General features: G+C 51.9%; 15 protein-coding genes. 10 read left to right on the top strand and 5 right to left on the bottom strand.

The window, feature by feature from the left end; all coding sequences use genetic code 11:
* Positions 1–131 precede the first annotated feature (131 nt).
* The gene (locus tag AMM48_RS04230; protein WP_102783051.1) at positions 132–785 is read right to left on the bottom strand and encodes a hypothetical protein; all 654 of its coding nucleotides are present in this window, start codon (positions 783–785) and stop codon (positions 132–134) included.
* A 387-nt stretch (positions 786–1,172) separates the two neighbouring features.
* Between AMM48_RS04230 and AMM48_RS04220 the strand changes: the two genes are divergently transcribed.
* Positions 1,173–2,204, top strand: a complete 1,032-nt coding sequence (locus tag AMM48_RS04220) for a GGDEF domain-containing protein (protein ID WP_022733259.1) — start codon at positions 1,173–1,175, stop codon at positions 2,202–2,204.
* A gap of 197 nt (positions 2,205–2,401) precedes the next feature.
* The gene (locus AMM48_RS04215; protein WP_102783049.1) at positions 2,402–3,436 is read left to right on the top strand and encodes a hypothetical protein; all 1,035 of its coding nucleotides are present in this window, start codon (positions 2,402–2,404) and stop codon (positions 3,434–3,436) included.
* A 107-nt stretch (positions 3,437–3,543) separates the two neighbouring features.
* Here AMM48_RS04215 and AMM48_RS04210 read toward each other — a convergent pair whose 3' ends face one another.
* Positions 3,544–3,861 carry a hypothetical protein gene (locus AMM48_RS04210; protein ID WP_102783048.1) on the bottom strand — a complete coding sequence of 106 codons (318 nt, stop codon included), beginning with the start codon at positions 3,859–3,861 and terminating at the stop codon, positions 3,544–3,546.
* 131 nt (positions 3,862–3,992) lie between these two features.
* Entirely contained in the window at positions 3,993–4,616 is a 624-nt protein-coding gene (locus tag AMM48_RS04205) for a LysE family translocator (RefSeq protein ID WP_102783047.1), read from the bottom strand.
* 601 nt (positions 4,617–5,217) lie between these two features.
* Here AMM48_RS04205 and AMM48_RS04200 point away from each other — a divergent pair.
* From AMM48_RS04200 to rodA, 8 genes are all read left to right on the top strand, one after another.
* Entirely contained in the window at positions 5,218–6,768 is a 1,551-nt protein-coding gene (locus tag AMM48_RS04200) for a 2-isopropylmalate synthase (RefSeq protein ID WP_101304217.1), read from the top strand.
* 217 nt (positions 6,769–6,985) lie between these two features.
* The gene (locus AMM48_RS04195) at positions 6,986–7,834 is read left to right on the top strand and encodes an alpha/beta hydrolase (RefSeq protein ID WP_146030371.1); all 849 of its coding nucleotides are present in this window, start codon (positions 6,986–6,988) and stop codon (positions 7,832–7,834) included.
* Between the two features lie 182 nt (positions 7,835–8,016).
* On the top strand, positions 8,017–9,057 hold the full coding sequence (locus AMM48_RS04190) for a rod shape-determining protein (protein WP_022733266.1): 1,041 nt from the start codon (positions 8,017–8,019) through the stop codon (positions 9,055–9,057).
* Positions 9,058–9,186: 129 nt separating this feature from the next.
* Positions 9,187–10,188 carry a rod shape-determining protein MreC gene (gene mreC, locus AMM48_RS04185; protein WP_102783045.1) on the top strand — a complete coding sequence of 334 codons (1,002 nt, stop codon included), beginning with the start codon at positions 9,187–9,189 and terminating at the stop codon, positions 10,186–10,188.
* Positions 10,185–10,700, top strand: coding sequence for a rod shape-determining protein MreD (mreD, locus tag AMM48_RS04180; protein WP_022733268.1), 516 nt, complete (start codon positions 10,185–10,187; stop codon positions 10,698–10,700). The genes mreC and mreD overlap by 4 nt, the downstream gene beginning before the upstream one ends.
* 165 nt (positions 10,701–10,865) lie before the next feature.
* The gene (gene mrdA / locus AMM48_RS04175; RefSeq protein ID WP_244271113.1) at positions 10,866–12,671 is read left to right on the top strand and encodes a penicillin-binding protein 2; all 1,806 of its coding nucleotides are present in this window, start codon (positions 10,866–10,868) and stop codon (positions 12,669–12,671) included.
* Positions 12,581–12,781 (top strand): hypothetical protein, encoded by a 201-nt coding sequence (locus tag AMM48_RS22470; RefSeq protein WP_279627470.1) that lies wholly within the window; start codon positions 12,581–12,583, stop codon positions 12,779–12,781. The genes mrdA and AMM48_RS22470 overlap by 91 nt, the downstream gene beginning before the upstream one ends.
* A gap of 4 nt (positions 12,782–12,785) precedes the next feature.
* Positions 12,786–13,949 carry a rod shape-determining protein RodA gene (rodA, locus tag AMM48_RS04170; protein WP_102783044.1) on the top strand — a complete coding sequence of 388 codons (1,164 nt, stop codon included), beginning with the start codon at positions 12,786–12,788 and terminating at the stop codon, positions 13,947–13,949.
* An 80-nt stretch (positions 13,950–14,029) separates the two neighbouring features.
* Here the strand turns inward: rodA and AMM48_RS04165 are convergent, their stop codons facing one another.
* Both AMM48_RS04165 and AMM48_RS04160 read right to left on the bottom strand, forming a co-directional pair.
* Positions 14,030–15,481: a diguanylate cyclase gene (locus AMM48_RS04165; RefSeq protein ID WP_102783043.1), complete on the bottom strand. Its 1,452-nt coding sequence runs from the start codon at positions 15,479–15,481 to the stop codon at positions 14,030–14,032.
* A 45-nt stretch (positions 15,482–15,526) separates the two neighbouring features.
* Entirely contained in the window at positions 15,527–16,666 is a 1,140-nt protein-coding gene (locus AMM48_RS04160; RefSeq protein ID WP_244271112.1) for an ABC transporter substrate-binding protein, read from the bottom strand.
* Positions 16,667–16,806: the final 140 nt, after the last annotated feature.

Below are 16,806 nucleotides of genomic sequence, written 5' to 3'. Positions count from 1 at the left end.
ACACCGGCTGAACGCGCTGAAGCGGGCAACAAAACACACTGATCATGATGTCGAAGGCAGGCTTGTTTGTTTTACGGATAGGTCCCTACATGCAATTATTGAGCATAAGAAGACGAAACGAAGAACGAACGTTAAGAAACATCGACCCGGTTTGTCGAGATAGCAGTTCCTGTGTTTCCAGAGTCATCGCGTACCGATCTTAACCGGGCATCAAATGCCGTAATAAAGTCGCGATTTGTGGGGGTATCATGACATACCAACGCCAGTTCAATGACATGCACAGGCGGGAATGGTAGCCGCGCAATAGATGCGTCGTCTTCAAACAGGCTGGCATGTGCAATCAGCACATCAATTCGCCCTGCACCGATCAGGTCGATTCCTTGCTTGATTGTCCGTAGACCATACCATTCAACGTCTTGCGCCAAAGGAAGCTTCATGCGTGGCAATGTCGCAAGATAGCCGACCGTCACGCTATCATCACGCAACAAAGCTTCCCCCGTCCGGGCGAACATCACCATTTCAAACCTTACCTTGTGAACGGATGCAATCGTGTCAGCAGGCTCGACTGGAGCCTCGGCAACGATGCAATCAACTTGCCGACTTGCAAACAAACCATGCAATCGGTCAAACGGAAGACCATCGGACCATTGCCGCCCCGACATTGCGCGCAACGTTTTGTAGAAATTCTTTTGCTCCGATGTAAGCGATAAAAGCCACTGATCGGTGACCGTGACAACATTACCAACCCGCACACTTTCCTCGCTGTCATCTTGCGCGCGCCTCACTGAGCCAAATAATCCCGACCAAAACTATCAAGAAAAGCACACACCAATTTCCGACAGTCACCACCCGTAACATCATGTCGTCACCCTGATAGAAAAAAGTACTATTGTCAGGCATGTGGCGCTGAGACTTTAATGCTTCAAGAAGCCGCTGTTTACCGGCCGTCATAACCATGACATTCACAATGACTGAATTTGTCATGATTTGGGCGATAGTTTCTCGTGACTCTTGACTAGTATTCGAACGATGATGACCAAATATGTAAAATACGCACGGCTTAAACGATGCGATAAAACAAACAAAGTCACCCGGCACTGCCACAGCGTGACCATGGTGGGACACAGGTAAAACAACGTGGGAATTTGGTTATCTGATCGGAAAAGAAGCCCGTGACAGCAACAGCGACAACCAAGATCGCAAATCCTCGTGACATTGCGCAAAACGTGATGACGCTGATTAATGAACTGAACCTGCAGCCAACCCCGCAGGTCTATCATGTATTTTACAGCTATCTGACCGACGAAGTTCCCGAACTCAGCCAATTGATCAAGGTGCTGATCCGCAACACTCAGGAACTTGATGAAGAAACCGTCTTTCGGATTTATCACAAGTATCTTGGAAGCAACGCACTTCAGCAAAAAATCGATCAGGGCGTAGAAGGATTGCAGGCAGCGGTAGAACGCGTTGAAGAGGCGGTTCATTCCGTTATCCGCGACACCGAAATATTCTGTGATGAAATTGACACAGCATCAAACCGGCTGACCGAAGACGGAATTTCGCCTGAAGATGTGCACTGCGTGACACAAAACCTGTCAAAGGCCACGCACACGGCGCGAAATCGTTATGGTGATTTCAACAGTAACCTTGGTGAGTACCATCAGGAAGTCCGTCGCGTGCGCAGCGAACTGGAACTGGTGCGTCGTGATGCGCTGACAGACACCCTAACCGGGATCGCCAACCGCAAGAACTTTGACACGTCACTCCGCGATGCTGTTACCTCGACCATGGAAACCGGCGTCGAGTTGTCGTTGCTGATGATCGACATTGATCACTTTAAGGCCTTCAACGATAATTTTGGTCACCGCACTGGCGATGGCGTCTTAAAAGCAGTGGCGCGGGTTCTGGTAAATTCGACCAAGGGTGCGGATACTGTTGCGCGTTATGGCGGCGAGGAATTTGCCATTATCCTGCCCGACACGTCGCTGGAAAATGCTAAAAAGCTGGCGGATAAACTTCGCAACAATGTTTCCATGCAACAGATTATCAATAAAAAAACAGGAAAGAGTTTCGGTAAGTTAACTGTTTCAATCGGCTTGACGTCCTACCGACTTGGCGAGAATATACTGGAATTTGTTGATCGTGCAGACAATGCGCTATACGAGGCAAAACAAGGTGGGCGAAATACCTGTATGTCTCAATAAAAAAACACATACCGGGTCTACCGGAAAATAAGACCATCTTTGGGCCTATCTATGCCATAAGTGGTGTGATGCGAATTTGACTTCGAGCAAACCCGATTGTGTCTCGCCAAGCCAAAATGAACAGACCGAACCTCTTATATTCGGTCTTGTGCCATACAACATAAGAATGCAATGGCTTTGCGGGGCGGAGCGACCATATGACGCGCAAGAAATCCGAACGTAAAATTGAACTTGAACACAAGATTTTCAAAACGTTCGAAGAATGCCACTTTCAAAAGTCTGATATTTCAGATGAAGCTCTGTTTGTGCTGCAAATGGCCGAGGGATCGGTTGTTTCGCTGCCGCTGCGTGCTATCTGCCGTGAATTCGATATTGATGTGAATTCCAAGGATGGTGAGCTGATCAGTCTGATCGATACAGCACTTAATTTCATTAACATCTTGCGGCCGGGCGATGACCTTCCGCTTGAGGTTCTGACCGGTGAAGCATCGTGGGATGTCGACGAAGCACATCAGGCGATTGCCTATAACCGTATCACCATGCAGCTCGTGACATGGATGTCAGGCAACGAAGAACTGATCACGGATCCTGATCAGCTCATGCAGATCGCGGAAGACCCCGGTACCAAAAAGAAGATCAATCAGGCTTTTGACGAAGTCGCCGAGAAGCTTGGGTTGGGCAAGGAAAACCGCGAAGAAGTCGTCAATCTGGTTCATCAGGTTGCAGACGAACTTTCCTATGTCGAGACCTTGCGCGAGAAATATCGAAGCATCAAGATGGTTGACCGCAAGATGCAGGAACTTCGCCGCATTTACGCGCATGAAAAAGGCGTTCTGGAAACTGTTACCCAAGCCATTCGCCTGCTTGATGATGCCAAGAAGAAGTTCGAAACGACGTTTGAAGAGATTGACGCCAATACCGGCGAAATCATGTCCGTCCTGAAAAACTTTTCGTCCCAACGGCAATATATCCGCACCAAACGCGATGACCTGCATCGGCGCCTGCGCGCTTGGGAACCGCTCATTGTTCAGTGGGAAAACCTTGAGGTTGAGCGTGGCCCGGTGGCCGTTCGACTTGTGCGAGACACTTACCAGTTCCTTGCACCGCGCTTCATGAAGGTCAAACAGTGGCTTTTGATGACCAAGATGCAAGATGGCATCGCATCCGGACAAACCTTCAAAGACGAAGACGAACGCATGGGTGCGCTCAAGGGCAAGATGATGCAGTGGTAATAGAGACCTGCACAGAACACGACAGCTAAATCACAAACGAAAAAATCGCGGTTTACTCCGCGATTTTTTTTAATTCTAGGTCTTTATTCTGACCCGTTCAGAATACGTCAGCTCAGCATAATTTTAAGTGCGATATGACCATCAATCGTCGTGATGGATTTGTTCGAGGATGCTGGCACAGGTACTCTTGTATCAATGCAATGCGCGATCATTGCCGCAGCAAGCTCCGCCCCGGCCGTTGGCACGACAACTTTTTCGCCAGCATCCGATGTGATTGTCATCCGCACGATGACTTCGGGCTTCTTTTCGATCTCAAGACCGCTAATCTGCCCGGACGGAAGAGGCTTTCCCGAACGACGGCGATACGCCATCAGCGCCTTGACCAGTTCAGCATCTTCAAAAACGATACAGCGCATCTCGCGCATGACTGCTCACCCTGCAATTTTTCCTTAATTGCATATGGTAGTGCCAAGTAACAAAACAAACATTAACGCACGAAAGAATAACGACTTAGGGCTTGTTCAAACGAGGCCACATACCGGTTCCAGCAGTCCACTCAGCTTGATGCCAACCAAACACCAACAGCCACCATCAAGGTCCCTGCGATCCGGTTGAGTATCCGGACATTACCACTTTTTTCAAGGAACCGACGCAGCGAACGGCCACCTGTCGCATACAGCGTCATGCAAATCAGTTCGGTCATCAGGATGATTGCAACCAGCACCGAAAGCTGTGGCGCCATCGCATGTTCCAGACTGATAAAGGGGGGCAGCAATGAAATCATGAAAGCCCAGCCTTTTGGATTGGCAATCGCCGTCACGAACCCCTGGGTTATCAAGCCATAGGGGGTTGCCGTCTTGGCACCCTCGACTTCGGATGAAATTGCCATGCGTCCGCGCGATAGCCACAACTGAATGCCCAACCACGCAAGATATGCACCGCCAATATATTTAAAGACGGCGAATATCGCCGGGTACTGCAACATTACGGCTGCCACACCAAGTGCCGATGCCACAACAACGATCCCAACACCGACCAGTTCGCCCATCATCATCCACAAGGTACGGCGAAGCCCAATGGTCATGCCAAGTGTCAACGCAAGCGTCATGCACATGCCCGGCGTAATCGAGACAAAAAAGGCCGTCGGGATAAAGGCCCCGATCAAGGACAAACTGACCATAGAATATTCCTGTGACGATGGGTGGCGCGCAACTGTGATACGCAAATCTCACAATTCGCAAAATCAGGGCAAAACCACTACCTGATAACGTGAAACCCAGCCAGCATCTTTTTCCAAGTATGGCATGCCTGAACATTAAAATTCCCCGTCAAAGCCAAAGAATGAGCCTGCCGATTAGCATAGCTCGCTAAATTCCACTCAAAAAAGCCGACAAAAGATACAAAAATTACTTGACCTTCGTGGACGCTCAAACGAAATTGGGGACGTCGCCAGCACCGTCTGGCCTAGAAAACCATTTGATGAAGACCGATGACCGCAGACAATTGCAACATTGATGCATTTGCCGATCGCGCCGAAGCCAACGCTTCGGGCGCCTTTGTGCTGTCTGCTCTCAACCTACTTTTCGGTCTACTTGGTCTCGCTGCCCTAGGCGCGCTACGACTTACACGCCCCTGAGCGAAAGACGACGGACCAGATCACGCAGACGATGTTGATCACGGTGCCGCAGCTCAGGGGAAAAAGTCGCGCCAGATGGCCCGCACTCCTTCCAGACAGAATTTGTATATACCGGGCAAGGCCCGTTTGATCAGGAAACAAGACAATGGCTAGTGCAAACGACAATCGCGTCATCATTTTTGACACCACCCTGCGTGATGGGGAACAGTCCCCAGGTGCGTCGATGACGCTCGATGAGAAACTGCGTGTGGCACATGCTCTGGCGGAACTGAAAGTTGACGTCATCGAAGCAGGCTTTGCCATCGCATCGAATGGCGACTTCCGATCCGTCAATGAAATCGCCAAGCAAATCAAGGGCCCGACCATCTGTTCGCTGTCCCGTGCGGCCAAGGGTGATATTGAGCGCGCTGCTGAGGCGCTGGAACCTGCGGAAAACAAACGTATTCACACCTTTATCTCCACAAGCCCGCTGCACATGAAATACAAACTGCAGATGGAACCAGAACGCGTTCTGGAAAAAGTCATCGAAAGTGTGACACTGGCGCGTAAATTCACCGATGATGTTGAATGGTCGGCCGAAGACGGCTCACGGACCGAGCACGACTTCCTGTGCCGTTGCGTTGAAGCGGCAATTGACGCCGGTGCAACCACAATCAACATCCCCGATACGGTTGGCTATACCACCCCGACCGAATATGCCGACCTGATGACCATGCTGTTTAACCGCGTGCCAAACATCGACAAGGCAATCCTGTCGGTTCATTGCCACAATGATCTGGGCATGGCGGTATCGAATTCGCTGGCAGCGGTTCATGCCGGTGCACGTCAGATCGAATGCACCATCAATGGTTTGGGCGAACGTGCAGGGAACGCCGCACTCGAAGAAATCATCATGGCGTTGAAAACCCGCAATGATGCCTTCCCGTATGAAACCGGTATTGATTCAACCAAAATCATGAACGCATCGCGTTTGGTTTCGGCCGTTTCGGGCTTTGTTGTCCAGCCAAACAAGGCCATTGTTGGCGCGAACGCATTTGCTCATGAAAGCGGCATCCATCAGGACGGCTTCCTGAAAAATGCTGAAACCTATGAAATCATGAAGCCCGAAAGCATCGGCCTGAATAAATCCAGTCTGGTGATGGGCAAGCATTCCGGTCGCCACGCCTTTAAGGAAAAGCTCAAAGAACTGGGCTTTACCGAACTGGGTGACAATGCCATCGAAGATGCCTTCGCACGCTTCAAGGAACTGGCCGACAAGAAAAAAGAAGTTTACGACGACGATATTGTCGCTCTGGTCGATGACGGCATGCGTGACAACGAACACATCAAGTTCGTTGGCCTGACCGTGACCTGTGGCTCCCGCGGACCGCAGACGGCGGAACTCGAACTGACTGTGGATGGCGAGAGCCGCACGGCGAAAACCACTGGTGATGGCCCGATTGATGCGACGTTTAATGCGATCAAGGAAATCTACCCCCATGACTGGCGCCTGAAACTCTATCAGGTGCACGCCGTGACCGAGGGCACAGACGCACAAGGTACTGTGACAGTTAAACTCGACGGTGAAGACCGTACTGTGGTTGGCAATGCATCAGACACCGACACGGTTGTCGCGTCCTGTGTTGCCTATGTCACCGCCGTTAACAAGCTGATTGAAAAAAGCAAAAGAACTGCACCGGATGCCATGGCGTCCTGATCGGTACTTTTCACAAGCTTTGAAAAAGGTGGCGGTTTCGCCACCTTTTTTTGCGCGCTCTCTATCGCACGTCACCCGTTATGTCTGATGTAAATATCGTGCGGTCGCACTTTGTGATATCATCTTGTGAAACCATGATCGGGGTGATGACATGCTTGGATTGCATAGTTCCGGACACTGTCGCCTGGGATTTCTGCTGGCTGGTTGCCTGTTTTGCGTGAGTACCTTCTATTCGATTGCGGTAATTTCACACGCCGCGAAAGCAGATCCGGGGCAGTCAATCATGGTCCCTGCTCAGCCTTATCCGGTAAGTGGTCTGCGCCAACGTTTGATCGCCGAAGGGAAAACAATCCCCGGCGTTGACGACAGCATGCAATCCGATATCCCGGCCCGCTATTTCCCGCCAAAGAATTCCGTTCTGGCCCACGGCCGCAAACATGCTGCGGTTGTCGCCCTGCCCGATTGCAATGACCAGTTTCCCGAAAACTGGATTGCCATTCTGCAGGATGCCGGCCTTGGCGTTTTGCTGATTTCCCCGTATCAGGCCCATCCGTCGCAGGCCTATTGCACAGAAGGTTCACTCGACAAACCCAAACACGGCCTCACCTATTGGTCGTTTGATGCCCTAAGCGCGCTTTCCTACCTTGCACAGCAACCAGACATAGACGCGAAACGCATTGCCGTGTTTGGCTATGGGTATGGTGCCGCCGCGGCCCAGTTCACCATTTACCGTCATGGACTTGCCAAACGCATCCCCGAACGGTTCCGTGCACTGGTCGGGCTTCGTCCGCAATGCATGTCGGAGATGGACAATTTTGTTCCAAGCTTGTTGGTCGGGGTCAGGAATGATCCATTCAATCCCCCTGCATGGTGTCAATGGCGCATTGACCGCGACCTTGGACCCAACCGGAAACCGGTGCAGTTCGAACTGGTGAACAGTGGCGAAACAATTGAAAAACAAGCGACTCGGGAATGGCTTCCTGTTGAAAGCAGTCCAACAGTCGTATCCCTTATCACGAACTTCCTGTCTGATAACGAGATTGAAGACAAAAGCGATCAAAATTGAATTAAACCGCCAACACCATATTCCTGATCATGTTTTTGTTGCTTTAATTCAAGAATTTGACGCGCCTTAATTATTCCTCAATCCCCTGAGCAGATTATTCGTGCATCGGCTTAATCCTTGCGCTATCAAAGCCGGTACATTCGTATTCAAGATTTTACTATTAACCGGGGCATAGGGCAGGAATGTTTTCCAAGCTTCTTGGGGTTTTATCCTCCGACATGGCGGTGGATTTGGGCACCGCTAACACACTGGTTTACGTCAAAGGGCGAGGCATTGTCCTTAACGAACCATCCGTGGTGGCCATTACCGACGAAAAAGGCAAGAAACAAGTTCTTGCGGTTGGTGAAGAAGCCAAACAAATGCTCGGTCGTACTCCGGGGTATATTCAGGCGATCCGTCCGCTTCGTGACGGTGTCATCGCCGAGTTCCATATCGCCGAAGAAATGATCAAACACTTTATCCGCAAAGTGCATGGTCGTCGTAACTTCGCGAGCCCGGAAGTCATCATCTGCGTTCCATCTGGTTCGACCGCTGTTGAACGCCGTGCAATTCAGGAAAGTGCTGAAAGTGCTGGCGCGCGCAAGGTCTGGCTGATTGACGAACCGATGGCTGCGGCTATTGGTGCCGGCCTTCCAGTTACCGAACCGACCGGCTCGATGGTTGTTGATATCGGTGGTGGTACGACCGAAGTCGCCGTTCTGTCGCTTGGTGGCATTGTTTATGCCCGCTCAGTACGTGTTGGTGGCGACAAAATGGATGAGGCAATCATCGCCTATATCCGTCGCACCCATAACTTGCTGGTTGGCGAAAGCACGGCTGAGCGCATCAAAAAGGAAATCGGTTCTGCATGCGCACCCGATGATGGTGATGGTGCAACGGTTGAAATCCGTGGCCGTGACTTGATGAATGGTGTGCCAAAAGAACTGATGATTTCCGAACGTCAGATCGCTGAAAGCCTGGCCGAGCCGGTTTCTGCAATTATCGAGGCCGTCAAGGTCGCGCTTGAGCAGACGCCGCCGGAACTGGCTGCTGATATCGTTGACAAGGGCATCGTGCTTACCGGTGGTGGCGCAATGCTTGGCAATCTTGATTATGTCTTGCGTCATGCAACCGGACTTCCGGTTTCGATTGCGGACGATCCTCTTTCCTGTGTTGCGCTCGGTACCGGTCGCGCACTCGAAGAGAAAAAGATGCTGCGCAATGTTCTGCACACAGCTTACTAACCAAAATCTGATCATAAAAAACTTTTCACCGAGTCGTATCCACACTGGACGCGACTCGGTGATTTCGTTAAGGTTGGATATCCTGACAGGGATATTGCGTAACCTTTCTCGAAATGGCGGGGATTACTCTTGGCACAGCATGGCGGTCCGCAGCAGCGTATCTTTTCGCCGTTACGTACGGCGCTTCACCGCTTCGCTTTCATTCTATTGATCTTTTCGGCCTTTGGGTTAATGCTTTTGGGCAAGGCCGATACAGTCCTGATTGAACGCATTCGGGCCGCATCGGCCGACCTTGTGTCGCCGGTGATGAATATCGTGTCCCGTCCAACAGCCAGTATCAACGAAATTACCGACAAAGTTTACAACCTCGCACATCTGTACGAGGAAAACGAACGCCTGCGCCGCGAGAACCAGCAATTGCTGGCATGGCAGCAAGCTGCGCGTAATTTGTCGCATGAAAACGCCCGTCTACGGGATCTGGCACGATACACAACCCCCCCCTCCCTGCATCTTGTGACGTCACGCGTGATTGCCGACATGGGGGGCGCTTATGCCCACAGCCTGATGATTTCGGCAGGATCACGCGATGGCGTGATCAAGGGACAGGCGGTTATTGCCGACGAAGGTCTTGTCGGGCGTATTGCCGAAGCCGGTTATCAGGCATCGCGCGTACTTTTGATTACTGACATCAATTCACGCGTCCCGGTCATTGTTGAAAATTCCCGTGATCGCGCATTTGTATCAGGCGACAACACCACCCGCCCGCTTCTGACATTCCTGACGGCGGATGCAACGGTCGCACCGGGTGACCGCATTCTGACGTCCGGCCATGGTGGTGCATTCCCGCCGGGTATTCCGGTTGGCGTTGTATCGTCGGTTTCGGAAAATGCGGTGCGTATTGCCCCGCTGTTCCGCCGCCATCAGCTTGAATACCTGCGCGTTGCCAATTACGGTCTGCATGGCATCTTAAGTGAGCAACGCATTCGCCAAAGTCAGGCGCCATCGAACACCGATGCCACCAACCTTGCACCTGACATCCCCGCCGGTGTTGGTGTGGTGCCGAAGGAATCCGAGATTGATGCCCACAAGCCGATGTTCAAACCACCGGCCCCAGAAGGGGATCGTCCGTGAAACCCGGCGTCTGGCATAGACTGGACGTTATTGCACGCGGTCTTCTCCCGGCGTTTAGTGTTTTCGTCCTGCTTCTGATCAATCTGCTGCCTGTCAGCCTGCCCCTGCTCTCGACGGCATCACCTTCTTTGGCGTTGATGGCGGTATTTTACTGGTCTGTGAACCGCCCTGATCTTCTTACCGCCTTAACAGCCTTTTTCCTTGGTCTTTTACAGGACCTTCTGATGGGATTACCTTTGGGGGTCAGCTCACTCGTGCTGCTGCTTGTCCAGACCGGCTCGGCCAGTCAGGGTCGTTTTTTCCACAATAAGTCGTTCAGCGTGATGTGGTGGGGCTTTGCGCTGGTGGCGATTCCGGCCTTACTGGTGCAATGGCTACTAAGCTCAGCCCTGATCGGGGCCCTTTTGCCGATCAAGGCGACATTGATCAGTTATGTGCTCACGTCGTTACTTTTCCCGCTTGTGGCATGGGGGCTGGCCCGTGCCCAGAACAGCTTGCTGCGCTATATATAAGCAACAGCATCATGCACAGAAAAATCTGGCAAAGTTGATGTTTTGGCAACAGTGATCCGTTATGATGTAACAAGATGGTTTCCAAGCAGCGACAAGCCAGATAGAACGGCTCAAACGACGGGGTTTTGCCCCACATTATCGAGCATAGACAGGTAATCTTCGCCCATGTGGCACCGCGATTCAGACAGATTCAGATTATTCACCCGACGCGCCCTGATGCTGGGTGCGGGCAAGGGATTATTGCTGACCGGTCTGGCTGCGCGCATGTACTACCTTCAGGTGCTTGAAAGTGACCGGTACCGGACACTGGCCGATGAAAACCGTATTTCTCATCGCTTGCTGCCACCACCGCGCGGCCTGATTACCGACCGGTTCGGCGCCCAGCTGGCCGTGAACCGTCAAAATTATCACATCATGATTGTGCGCGAACAAACACCTGACGTGCGCCGCACACTTGAAATCCTTAATCAGATTATTGATCTTGGCCCGGGTATCATCGAACGGGTTGAACGCGACGTTGCAAAGCGGCGGTCCTTTGTTCCGGTAACCGTTCGAGACAATCTAACATGGGATGAAGTCGCACGGGTTGGTGTTAACGCACCCGACCTACCCGGCCTTATAATCGATGCCGGTCGATCACGTGATTACCCGGAAGGACCGCACCTTGCCCACACACTGGGGTATGTTGCCGCTGTTTCCGAAAAGGAACTGAATGGAGATCCGCTTTTGGAATTGCCGGGCTTTACCATCGGTAAAAGCGGCATTGAAAAGGTTTATGATCTGGCACTGCGGGGGAAAGCAGGAACAAGTCAGGTCGAAGTCAATGCCCTGGGCCGCGTGATCCGCGAACTTGAACGCGAAGAAGGCGAAAGCGGTAACACCGTCGTCATGACGCTTGATCTTGAATTGCAACGTTATGCCAATCAACGGCTTTCAAGACAGGAAAGCGCATCTGCGGTCGTTATGGACATCCATAATGGTGAGGTGCTCGCCATGGCGTCCCACCCGGCCTATGACCCCAACGCTTTTACCACTGGCATTTCGCACAGACTTTGGAATTCTCTGGTCAACAATCCCTATTCCCCGCTGTCAAACAAGGCTGTGAACGGCACCTATGCTCCCGGTTCGACATTTAAGATGTGCGTTGCCTTGGCGGGACTTGAATCTGGCATCATTTCAGCGGACCAGAGGTTCTTCTGTAACGGGCATCTCGATTTGGGCAATGCGCGTTTCCACTGCTGGAAGCGCGGCGGGCATGGTTGGGTCAACATGCATAACTCGCTCAAGCATTCCTGCGATGTCTATTACTATGAAATTTCCCAGAAAATCGGCATTGATCGGATTGCTGCGATGGCCAATAAGCTTGGCCTAGGTACAGAAACCGGCATTGACCTTCCCAATGAACGCAGTGGCCTGATCCCGACCAAAGACTGGAAAGAGATCCAGCTCGGCAAACGCTGGCAAGGCGGAGAAACTCTGATTGCATCCATTGGTCAGGGGTATGTTTTAACCACCCCGCTTCAGCTTTGCACCATGACGGCGCGTATTGCATCGGGTAAAGCCGTTAAACCCCATCTGACGCGTGATCATGTGGCACCGGATGGCATTTCAAGCCGCCAGAACGAAGAATTCCCCGACCTCCAGATCAGCCGTGCCAGTCTTGCCCGCGTACGCGACGGCATGAACGGGGTCAGTAACGAACTACACGGAACAGGGTATCGGGCGCGCATTGACATCAAAGGCATGGAACTGGCGGGTAAAAGCGGCACCAGCCAGGTCCGCCGGTCACCATGCGCGAACGCCAGACCACCGGTGTTCTGGACAACGATGACTTACCATGGAAATATCGCGATCACGCTCTGTTTGTTGCCTTTGCCCCGATTGAAAATCCACGCTATGCATGTGCAGTTGTGGTCGATCATGGCGGCGGTGGGTCGTCAGTCGCAGCCCCGATTGTCCGTGACCTTTTAATCAAGGCGCAGGAACTACAATCTGCCAGACCGGGGATATCAGCAGCCGATCTGCCAGCCAGCGCTCAGCTTCGTCCAAAGCCGCCACAATCCGAAGAAGGCGAGGGTTAATCACATGCCGTTTAGCAAATATCGCATTGGTGAAGACCCAGACTACGTTCCAATCGGACGCCGTCTCTTACTCCTGAACTGGACACTGGTTGCCTTGATCACGGCGCTTTCGGGGATCGGGTTTGCCATGCTGTATTCGGCAGCAAACGGATCGCTTGAGCCATGGGCAGAACGTCAGATGATGCGTTTTGGCATTGGTGCGACCTTGATGATCATCATCGCGATAACCGATATCCGCATCTGGCTCAAGCTGGCCTATCTGTCCTATTTTGTCGCCCTTGTGCTCCTTGTCGGGGTCGAAATCAAGGGCGATATCGGCATGGGTGCACAGCGCTGGATCAACCTTGGCTTTTTCCAGCTGCAGCCATCCGAACTGATGAAAATCTCGTTGGTTCTGGCCTTGGCACGGTATTTCCATGGCCTCACAGTTGAGGAAACCGGGCGCATTACATTGCTGCTTCCCCCTCTTTTGATGGTGCTGGCCCCGGCAGCCCTTGTGCTGCGCCAGCCTGACCTTGGAACAGCGTTGCTGCTGGTTGCTGGCGGCGGGGTGATCTTCTGGCTTGCCGGGGTTCGGATGTGGAAATTTGGCCTCATTCTGGGCAGTGCGCTTGCCGCCATTCCGATCGGCTGGCAATTCCTCCGTGACTATCAGAAGAACCGTGTCCTGACGTTTATGAACCCGGAAAATGATCCCTTGGGTGCAGGGTATCACATTACCCAATCAAAGATTGCTTTGGGGTCAGGCGGCCTGTTTGGCAAGGGGTTCATGCTTGGGTCACAAAGCCACCTTAACTTCCTGCCTGAAAAGCAGACCGACTTTATCTTTACCATGCTTGGCGAAGAATTCGGTCTTGTTGGTGGCCTTGCCTTACTAATGCTTTATGCCCTGGTCATTACCTATGGCTATGTGATTGCGCTTCGTTGTCGCAATCAATTTGGCCGTATGGTTGCCATTGGGGTGACATCGACATTCTTTTTGTATGTCTTCATCAACATCGCGATGGTCATGGGGCTGATCCCGGTTGTTGGCGTGCCTTTACCGTTGGTGTCTTATGGTGGCACCGTAATGATGACCATTCTGGTCAGCTTTGGCCTTTTGATGAGTGTGTCCATCCACCGCGATATTCGCATCTCGCGACAGGGTAATGACGACGGACGTCAGTAACCCGAATGCATCAGGTACCCGTGACCACGCCGAGCATTTCAGAAATTATGATTTCAACGGTGCTTAGGTATCCAAACAGGTCATGCGTTGATCTGTTCGAAAAGCATCTCGAAATCGGTCAGGACACAGCGATTGCGACCGGTTTCCTTGGCATTATACAGCGCACGGTCCGCCAGCGAATAAATCAGAGCTGAGATATCGCTGTTCTCGCGGGATTTAAGCGCGTCAAGATTGCGAACAACCTTGGCATCAAGTGTTGCAGCGCTGGCACTGGATGGAAGCCCCGCCACACCAAAACTCGCGGTATATGAAAGTTTGTTCCCACCATAACTGACGTATGATTTCTCAAACTCCGCGCGCAAGCGTTCGGCAAGTTTCATAGCACCGTCCATTTCTTCACCGGGCAAAAGAACGGCAAACTCCTCGCCGCCCATACGGGCAGGCAAATCAATATCGCGCAATGTCGCCTTCATTGATGTTGCCAAGGCAACAAGTACAGCATCGCCAGCCTGATGGCCGTGGGTGTCATTGAAGTTCTTGAACCGGTCAATATCAAGCAGGATAACCGACATCGGTGTATCACGACGGCGCCAGACAGAGATGGCTTCTTCAAGACGCACAAGATAGGCCCGCCGGTTTGGAAGCCCCGTCAGCGGATCAGTCGATGCCAGAACTTCAAGTTTTTGCATCGCATCTTTTAGTTCCTCTGTGCGTTGCTGTACTCTGGCTTCAAGATTGACGTTGGCGTCCTGCAATTCGTCGCGTGCACGGCGCAGCTGGCCAACTTGCCCACGGATCATCCCAAACAAGCCAACCGTAACCGACCCCAACAATTGAATTTCATCGTCGTGGCGATGATGCGGGGGCATTTCCATCGGACGGTCGTAATCGGTTGGGTCTGCCTTGATGATATAATCACCAAGATGCACAAGCGGTCGGGAAAACACGTAATAGCTCATCGCAGCAAAGGCCATGGCCATCATGATCGCAAGGATCATATTGCTTAGGAATGACCACGCGACACGCGACAAAAAGCTTGAAACATAGACCTGCGGGTTCAGCTCAATGATCATTTCGCCGCTGACTGTTACCGGTTGGACATCTGGATCGCGCACGGGAATGACAACAGTCTGAAGCCCACCAAACAGCTTTTCCGCCCACCGCGATGCCGGTATTTGTCCCAATGGGCGCTTTTTCTCAAAGAAAATACCGTGCTGTGCGTCCGTAAGCGTAATCCGCGCAATCGATCTTTGGTTGAGCATTCCGCGCGCCATCACATCGGCAAGTTCACGATCACTCTTATTAAGAACTTCCGTTGCAACAGGCACGTTGCTGGCGATTGTGCGCTGATTGGCCTGCGTATATACGCCGTAAAGCCACCCATAGTCGTTGTAGGCCTGAAACGTCGTGATCAGAAGGCCAAGGATCGCGGCAAGAAATAAGGAATACTTCAACTGACGCGCCGCAATGGTGCTGCCCAGCTTCAATCCGGCCAGCGCATCATCATGCTTGTCATCGGGTTGAAGCACCACTCCAGTATCCTTTTCTTTCCTGCCATGTATCTTGGGATAGGTTATTTAGTCTTTAGAAATAGCGTGAGCCAAACCTTCTACACCAAAGTAATAGTCACGTCCCGAGGTCTGATGTTCAAGGCTGAACTGGGAAAAATCGATATTTTTCCAATCTCGCGTACCAAAGATGCGTTCGAAATGCGCAAGGTTTCCTTGATTAATCGCCTCCATCCTAAACGATATCTCTGGATGATCGTGGAGCATTTCAACGCCTGCGATATAATCATTTAGCAAAACCATCACCCACGCGCCGGCAAGAAAGTGTCCGCCATGGGTCATGGTCATTTTCCCATTGGCAACATTTTGCATGCCTTTTTCCGACCAATTCAGGCCACCAACAAACACATCTTTTCCCGCCGTCATACCAGCCTGTTCAATCGCGGCAATAGCGCCAAGTGCAATATCGTCATTTGCCGCCCAGACAGCGTCCAGACATTGGCCACCAGCAATCCAGGCCGCAGTTTGCCGATACGCCTCATCAAAAGACCAATTGGCAACCAAACGACGTTTTTCATTCAAAACAGGAAATTGTTTGAGGGCAAGATCAAGGCCTTCAAGCCGTTGAAGGGATGCCGGCGTGTGCCGATCCCCGGCAATCGACAGCAGGCAAATTGTTCGTGGCAGGCCACCAGTATGCGATAAGCGCACCCCATCGATCAAAGACTGTGCAATTTCAAACCCTGCCCGCTCATTGTCAGGCGTCAGGGTGAAAATCAGTCCCGACATATCCCCGGTTACCTGAGCGATGTTTTCTTTCTGCGGCTTGGTCAGACCATTGAGCAGCATGATAACCGGAATGCTGCGTTTCTCGGCTTCCAGAACAATGCGAGAGCCTTGCTGATGTTCGTTGACGGCAATGATGTAATCGGCGGGTGGGTTCATATCGAAAGCGCTCTGAGCACTATCGATCATCTTTTTTTGGTCACGGTTACTGTCAAAGACGAACAGATCAAATCCAAACTGATCTGCGGCAACCTGCATTGTATCGCGGACATCCTTCCAGAAACCACGATCACCATAGCCCGGATTGATAAAGGCAACACGCACCCGGTCAGACGTTTGAGCAGTATCATTGACCTGCGCAAAGGCTGGCATCCCCCATGACAACATAACCCCACACATCAGGCACAGCAGAGAAAACCGCACGTCTCACCCCCCAGAACAAACAGATCAACAGCACGCACAATACCACGCGATCCGATTGGGCATCCAATAGACAATTCCCACTAGCAGGTCAAACCCGCCCGCGTGTTAACTATCGATTGTAACGCGTGATACTGTGCATT

It is taken from the genome of Thalassospira sp. GB04J01 (assembly GCF_000751115.1).
GTDB lineage: Bacteria > Pseudomonadota > Alphaproteobacteria > Rhodospirillales > Thalassospiraceae > Thalassospira > Thalassospira lucentensis.
This window is presented reverse-complemented; position numbering and strand designations above follow the sequence as displayed.